The 8,329-nt window shown below is 36.3% G+C and carries 1 protein-coding gene and 3 pseudogenes; 2 read left to right on the top strand and 2 right to left on the bottom strand.

The annotated features are described in order from the left end of the window. Positions 1 to 519 precede the first annotated feature (519 nt). Both WGMM_RS06250 and WGMM_RS00130 read right to left on the bottom strand, forming a co-directional pair. Entirely contained in the window at positions 520 to 708 is a 189-nt protein-coding gene (locus tag WGMM_RS06250) for a hypothetical protein (protein WP_240991778.1), read from the bottom strand. Between the two features lie 95 nt (positions 709 to 803). Beyond that, positions 804 to 4,066, bottom strand: a pseudogene (locus tag WGMM_RS00130) (AIR synthase-related protein). Positions 4,067 to 4,183: 117 nt separating this feature from the next. On the opposite strand from WGMM_RS00130, the pseudogene WGMM_RS00125 reads away from it, so the two are divergent. Both WGMM_RS00125 and WGMM_RS00120 read left to right on the top strand, forming a co-directional pair. Further along, positions 4,184 to 6,959 (top strand): annotated as a pseudogene (locus WGMM_RS00125) (WPE palindromic element domain-containing protein). 358 nt (positions 6,960 to 7,317) lie between these two features. Then, positions 7,318 to 8,297 (top strand): annotated as a pseudogene (locus WGMM_RS00120) (IS110 family RNA-guided transposase). Positions 8,298 to 8,329: the final 32 nt, after the last annotated feature.

The following is an 8,329-nucleotide window of genomic DNA, read 5'->3' as shown; positions in this document are numbered from 1 at the left end:
ACAGCTATGTGTCAAGCACAGGGATGACACCATTCTTTTTTCTGGATTCCAGACAGGAATGACAACCCCCTGATAGGCTCAAATCATAATGTTTGTACAGTTGTGGGTTTAGGCTACTTATAAATTCTAAACTGTTGTTACGCACCAAATACACCCCTAGGACCCAAAGTCAGTTTAGCTACATCAGAAAACAGGTTATGTGAAAATCTTAAAACACTTCTTGTTTGCCAAGCAAAATAAATACATTCCTACAAACAAACAGATGCTCAATACTGACGCATAAGAAAACTTAAAAATTAAGTCTCTAGTATATATTGATAGGCATTTACCTACAGAAAATTTGTATAGTAATCCAACACATACAACGGCACTATCAACCACTGATACTATAATTAAAGTAATGAAATTTGCCATATGAAAATTCAACTTGGACTTCAATTTTTCAAAAATAATTATGCTTGAGAGAAGAGAGACTAAAATTGCAGTATATGAAATCAATATCATCAAACTAAAACTTTGCTATTTAAAAACACAACATAGCACTGTACACACTATTAAACTGTACATAGCTTTACTTTTGCCATAAAATTCAGCTATTGAATTTACAACTAAAGCAGCTCCCACAAATAAGGCAGCACATATCATCAATTTATTTGAAGTGTTGAGTAAAGAAAGACTGATAAACAGGAGTATCGATAAAATAGACATAATTACCTACCCAAAATTAATAACATACATTCATTCTAAATAAACATTACATATAGTAAAAGAGTTATTTAGCATAATAAGAAAAATATTTTATATTAGCATGCCACATCTTTCAGATCTACTTTTAAAACATCCTTTATGTTTAGCACCTTTTTCTCTGTTACTTTGCCAATACATGAATAAACTGCACCTTCAAACAATTCTTCAAACCTCTTCTGATTGTGTGGTGCAATAGTAACCAAAATTCTACTTTGCGATTCAGAAAACATTATTATCTTGTTTATTATGTCTGTATTTTGTATTTTTCCTATTGGCACTAGTGAAAGATCGATTTCAGCACCAAGGTCTCCCGCAATTAGCGATTTTGCCAGAGCAATAACTAATCCGCCTAAGTTTGGTGCAATTGCAGAGGCAATTATGCCATCTTTTATTGCCTGGTTGTAACGCTCATACAACTTCCTAGCGCTCTTTGCATCAACTTTTGGTACGTTGTTGTTACCTGTTCCACTATATAACTGATATTCAGATCTACCAAGTTCATCAAGTGTTTCTCCAACCACATATATCAAGTCCCCTGGTATTTTTACATCAAGCGATACCGCATTTTCAATATTTTCTATAATTCCAATTGCTGAGATGAGTAATGAAGGTGGTGCAGAGATTGTCACTTTCTCGCCATTTTCATCATATCCCTCGAAGTCATTGAACATACTGTCTTTTCCGGATATGAATGGTGCTTTAAATGCAGTTGCAAAGTCGTAACAAGCCTCTGCAGCTCCCTTTAGCTGCCATAGCCTTTCTGGATTATAAGCATCACACCAGCAAAAATTGTCGAGCAACGCTAGATGATTTATATTTCCTCCTGCGGCTACATAGTTGCGTATCGCGGTGTCAATTGCACATGCTGCCATGTGGTAGGTGTCAATTTCTCCATAACTTGAGCCAAATCCTTGCGATTTTACAACACCTTTATTTGAAGAAAGAACAGGCCTTGAGACAATAGCTTCGCTGCACATTCTTCCCTTGCCTTGCAGTGGTTTTAACACTGACGATCCTTGAACCTCATGATCATATTGTACCACTATGAACTCTTTGCTGCAAATGTTTGGTCTGCTCAGCATTTCTTTTAGTTCAGTTTCTTGGCTTGATGTCATGCAAGTAGCTGACACGCAAAGGGTGTCATGCAAGTAGCTGACACTGGAATCCATTTCACATTCAATTCCACCATTAGATGAGTTTTGGCGTAAAATGTTTGCAGGCTTTACCTGCTGGATCCCAGTGTCAAGCACTGGGATGACAGGAAAGGATACAGCAGACTCCTTAGACCACGGCTTTGTCTGTAAATGCACTTTAGGATTACCATCATGCAGAAATTCAGTTCCGATATCCATTATTACTTTCCCTTTAGGACATTTAACAACAGCTTTACCACTCTCATTGAACTCTCCAATCACACAAACCTCCACATCATGTTTTTTCATGATTTGCTTAAACATAGGGAGATTTTCTTCTGGCACTGCTAAGGTCATTCTCTCTTGTGATTCTGATATCCATATTTCCCACGGAGCCATACCATCGTTTTTAAGGAGAACCTTGCTCAAATCAACTTCAAATCCGTCTTTTCCCATTTCACCAATAGATGATGATAGACCGCCTGCTCCATTATCCGTTATTGCATTATAAAGATCAAGATCTCTTGCTTCCAAGGCGGCGTTGGATAATTTTTTTTGTGTTATAGGGTCACCAATTTGCACAATTGTTGAAGGGCTGTTTCCCGACAAAGCCTCTGAGGAAAACGTTGCACCGTGAATTCCGTCCCTTCCAACTCTTCCGCCAATAATTACGATTTTATCGCCGTTTTTAGGCCCTTTGATGTGTGAAGGTGCGTTATTTATGTTGCGTGGAATAATTCCGACACTGCCAACAAAGACTAACGGCTTTCCACAAAAGCTATCGTCAAAATATACCGATTCAAGTTGTGTTGGAATACCAGAGCAATTATCAGCAACATTAACACCGTGAATCACTTCTTTCATTATATATTTTGGCGGTAAGATCTCATCAGTGCGCTCTTTATCCCTATAAAACTTGCCTTTTGCTTCTTTGGCAAAGCAAAAGTAATAGGTATTCATTATAGGCTCTGCGCCTTTACCGAAACCAACTATATCACGATTTACTCCAAGCACTCCAGTCATTGCTCCACCAAATGGATCAAGAGCTGAAGGGCTATTGTGAGTTTCAACTTTATCTACGATTAAGTAATCGTCATCGAAAATTATTCCTCCGGCATTGTCGGAGAAAACTGACACGCATATGTCAGAATTTATCTCACGCGTTGCACACTTAATGTAATGTGCATATAAGCCATCTTTTATTTCATCAACAGGAGAGCAGAAAATGTTGTGCTTACAATGTTCCAAGTTTGTGCTAGGGACTCAAGTTCAATATCATATGGATTTCTATTAAGTTTTTTAAAGTAATCCTTTATAGCTCTCATTGCTGCCAGCGAGAGCCCTAAAGCGCCGTTACCATCGATTCCATCTCTGCTGATTTTCTCAAGTTCTTGGTCACTTATATTTAAATCAACAGATTTAGCTCCATTACTACTTGATATCACTCCAGTGCTTTTTCCTGTCATTCCAGCTTTTTTTTCTGTCATCCCAGTGCCCTCTCTTGTCATCCCAGTGCTCCGACACTGGGATCCATTTTCTTTTTCCTGGTCACGCGCTGGAATGACACAGGGGTGGGTATCTCCAGCTCTCCCTTCTGTCATTCCTGTTTCCCCCCCTGTCATTCCAGTGCTTGACACTGGAATCCAGTTTTCATTATACAATTGCTTGAAATTTTCTGGATCCCAGTGTCTGGGCACTGGGATGACACCAGGTGGGGTATTCGATTTACCATAATATTTCCAGCTATAGTTTTTACAGATAAGCGTGCAATACTCAGTGATAGGGTTGAATTCTTGTTTTATATCATGTTCAGTTGGCAAATTCCCTTGACTTAGAATCAATTTTGAACTTCTTGTTTTGATATAAACATTTTCATCAATGTAGTCCTTGTTTATTAAATATTCTCTAACAATTTGTTTCGCTGTGTTGCCTACATTGTCGGTCATGCCGGGTAAAAAGCTTATCTCCAAGCCCCACTCAGCTTGTGGTTCTAGGAAGTCATATTGAACTTCTTCAAGGTTTTCGTTGTAGGAATAATAACGGCAGTCTTGTATGACTTTATTATAAAATAGCCAACAAATTTCTTCATATAATTTTGGTGGTAATTCTTTGTGTATATAAATCGAGTAAACGTTGACTAACCATCTGCAGCCAACTTGCTCACATTTATTTAAAATGATTATAATATTCTGATGTTTGTCATGTAATGTTATAAAAGATTTTAATATATAATAGCATACAAGCACGTTTATATTTTGAATAATTTCTATACAATAAAAGTATTGTATTAATTGTTACTGTTAGTGGGAAGAGTTTTTACCGTTAATGTGGATGAATCCCTTTTCGATGTGCTGGTTCAGCATATATTTTCTGAATATGAAAGAGAAAAACTCCCTGAAGTAAAGATCATACTTCCTTGCAAGAGGGATGTGATAGCGCTGCTGAGTGCATTTAAGAATTATAACGCTAAAAAATGCATAATTTTGCCAGAGATAGTTTCGCTAGAGAACATCGATGAGGAGGATTTAATATTAAATCTTGATAGAGTCAAAGTTATCAAGCCAACAAAAAGGACGCTGCTACTCATTCAATTCATATTGGAGTGGAATAGAAAAAATAATGATAATTTTCCAATTGATTTAGCTTATAGCCTGCCATCATTGCTTGATAAAATTCAGTATACCCAAATGGGAGAGTTCGATGAACATTCAAAAAAAATGGAAAGTTTCAAAAATTTACTTATTGAAACATGGAATAAAATTTTAAGAGATTTAGGAGTAGTAGATATATTAGAACATAAGAGTGATTACAGTATGATAACCTCTTTACAAAAAGACCAATATATAATCTTTGTTGGAATTGGAAAGGATAAGTCGTTAATTAAGGCTATATATGATCTGCCATTTGGAAAAATAATTTTGCCTAACCTGAATTTGAAAATTAAAGAGAAAGACTGGAAATTGCATGATAAAAAACACTATCAATATTGCCTGAAAGATCTACTCGATTATTTGAAAGTGGATAGAAGGGATGTTAGTTTTCTGCCAGAAGCGTGTTCTGGTGTCATCCCAGTGCCCAGACACTGGGATCCAGAAAACTTAACTTTAAATGAGCGCACCAGGTGGCTGTATAATGAAAACTGGATCCCAGTGTCAGCTACTTGGATGACAGAAGAAAGGGCTGGGATAACAGGAAGTCCTGAGGAATATCTAGATTACGTCTTTGATACAACTGCCGATCTAAGCAAAGTTAGTAGTGGAGGAAGAAGCACAAGTGACATCAGAGGAAGAAGCACAAGTGACATCATTAATTATAGAAAATGAAGGTTATGAAAACATTTGTTTGGTCGTCTTTGATAAATTACTTGCAGCTCGTATAGCATGTTTATCAAGGCAACACAGTGCCATACCGGAAAATTGCCCTTATATAACGCTTCAGCTTTATAGTATCGAAGTTTTGACCTCAAATTGGAGCAGTGTGTCATTACTTTCGCTCCTTAAACATAGGCCAGTGACTTTTGGTTACACTCAAGAAGAGTACACTCGGATTTTATCTGAATTTGAAATAGAGGTATTACGCAACTTTAGTACAAATGGCCTGAGCGATATTATAAATGCTATCAATGCCCATAAAAAGCTAAAATACAAAGAAGATATATTACTTATTATCAGTAAGTTAGAGGTTATATTTAATCCTTTACTTCGTTCTATAAATTGCTCTATTTTCGGTGTGGTAGCAACTCATTTGCAGTGTATTAATATATTATCTGGTATAAATCTTTCAGAGCTATATAGTGAAATAGGTAATTTTACCTGTAATTTTTCAAATGCATGTGAGGGTGTAGAAATTAAATGCTCCTTAGAGTTATATAGCCAAATTCTGACCCTATTTTTAGAGAAAGAGTTTTTCTCTGTAGCAAGTGACTTGAATAAATTCAGCTTATATCACAACAAAGTTGTGATACTTGCTGGATTTAATGAAGCGCCAAGCTTTCAAAGTCCGCTTTTGAATGCACTTACGAGAGAAAAATTTAATCTTCCTTCTGCGCAAGAAGAGCAGGGGTATTTTTTTTATACTTTACACAATTTGTTTTGTGCAAGTAAGGTTTATATTACAAGATCGCTAAGCCATAGAAAACCAATGCTATTGCAGCGTTTGGAAATTCTGTTGCAGGGGTCAAAATATCCTTATCGTGATTGGCTAAGGATATTAAATACGCCTGAATGTACTGTTCCATGTACTCAGCCTATGCCAAAACCTCAAACCGAAGTTAGAAAAGAAAAAATGCAGGTGATGTCTTGCAGTGCAATAGAAAAGCTAATTCGTAATCCTTATTCATTTTACGTTGAGTATATACTGGGCCTTAAACAATTAAGGGACTTGAATTTTAAGCCATCGATATTGGAATTTGGCACTATGGTACACAACATTCTTGCAAGATATTTACGCAACAAAAAATCTCCAATGAGCATTGCACGAGAAGCATTCTCGACTAGTCAGTTTAATTTTTCAAATATGTGGTGGGTAAGACTACAAAAGATAATTCAATCTTTTGTCGAATTTGATGAAACTCGAAGCAATTATGTTGAGTTGGAAAATAACTTTTCCTGTCCGATATTTCATATTCCAGCGTGTGACACTGGTTCTTGTGATCAGTATGAAACTGCTTGGATGACAAATAAGCCACAAGAAATTTCGCTGACAGCAAGATGTGATAGAGTTGAGTATCTATCAAGTGGGCAATTAGCAATTATAGACTATAAACTTGGTTCACCACCTTCCAATGAAGAAGTGATGTCGGGGTTTTTTCCGCAATTAATTTTACAAGCCTTAGCGGTAGAACATATAACAAAAAGAGAAGTCTCAGAACTTGCTTATTGGAAACTTGATTATGATAAAATAAAAGTTATTTCTATACAAAATTATATATACAAAATGCGAGAATTAAAAAATGATCTGCCTGGTTTTTTATCTAATTATTTAAGTAATTCCACACACTTTATTGCCTCTCCATATTTTGATAAATTCCTGAGATTTAACAGCTATATACAGCTAGAAAGGGTAGGAGAGTGGTTGTAAATGGTGTCGTCCGAGTAACTAACACTGGTTTCTATCCAAAAGGGTGTCATGCCAGTGCGTGACACTTGTATCTTTATGATGTGAGGCATTAGAGCAAAAATACCTCACAGGGAGGGTGAAGCTGATGCGACACTAATGCCATTAAGCCAGATTTTGCTTCCCTCCCATAGAGTTAAAGACTGAACAGTATCTTTTGGAATTATATCCCGTATTACAAGGTTAGTCTAAACTCTCAGTTTATTTATAGTCTTGGAGGCAATTTTATGCAAGTATAGCCTTTCTTATAATAGTCCGAATGCGATAAGATATGTGTTTATGGCTATAGCAGGCCAGTAGCATATTACGGTCTGTTCGGATTATTGTAAAAAGAGCTATAAATGCTATTTTGGGTGTGGATTTCAAAAAAGAAATTTGATGTTTGTTTGTTAGTGGACAGTAAAAAACGACACAAAGTCTTTCAAAATAATCAAGATGGTTTTACAAAACTTGTAGTTTGGTGCAATGGCCATGGAGCAAATCTTACTCATTTATGTCTTGAAGCAACTAGTTGGTATGGAGAAGATTTGGCTACTTTTATGCACGATTTAGGACATAATGTCAGTATAGTAAACCCAGCCCAAATCAAACCTTTTGGCAAAAGTGAGCTGCTCAGAAATAAGACAGATAAATCAGTTGCAGCTATGATAGCTAGATTTTGTATCGCCAACAAACCTGCTCTTTGGAAGCCCATTGCACCTGAAATGAGGCATTTGAGGGAGCTTTACCGTTGCATGCAATCGCTAAAAGATGATAAGGTGCAACAGACAAATCGCTTGGACAACAAAAATATGCATTCCAGTTGCAAAGAAGCTATATCTAAAGTAATTTTGGCAATAGAGGAGCAAATTATTGTTCTCGAAAAAGAAATTAATGAGCATATAAATAACTATCCACATCTAAAAAATATGGTGGAAAACCTTAAGACTATAAAAGGTATAGGATATCTTACTGCTGTTGCTGTTGTCGCAGAAATGCCATCAGTTGATAACTTTGACAATGCTAAACAATTTACAGCTTTTGCTGCCAGGACATTATCAATCGGGATCGTCAGTAAGTAAGAGAAGTTGCATATGCAAAATAGGATCTGAGCGTATTCGAAAAGCTCTTTATATGCCAGCTATAGTAGTCAAAAACCATAATAATCGTTTTCAAAAGTTTTGTCAGCGTCTAGCAAGTAAAGGCAAATGTCCAAAAGTCATAGTTCTTGCGTTAATGCGAAAATTAATGCATGTCTTTTTTGGTATTCTTAAATATAATCAACCATTTATAGCCTTTCTTATAATAGTCCGAATGCGATAAGATATGTGTTTATGGCTATAGCAGGCCAGTAC

The sequence above is a fragment of the Wolbachia endosymbiont of Glossina morsitans morsitans genome (assembly GCF_000689175.1).
Taxonomy (GTDB): domain Bacteria; phylum Pseudomonadota; class Alphaproteobacteria; order Rickettsiales; family Anaplasmataceae; genus Wolbachia; species Wolbachia pipientis.
Note: the sequence above shows the minus strand (reverse complement) of the source record. Positions and strands in the feature narration are given on the sequence as shown.

Excerpts from the sequence above, each read along its gene's own strand:
- WGMM_RS06250 (WP_240991778.1), bottom strand. The coding sequence starts at position 708 with ATGTCTATTTTATCGATACTCCTGTTTATCAGTCTTTCTTTACTCAAC.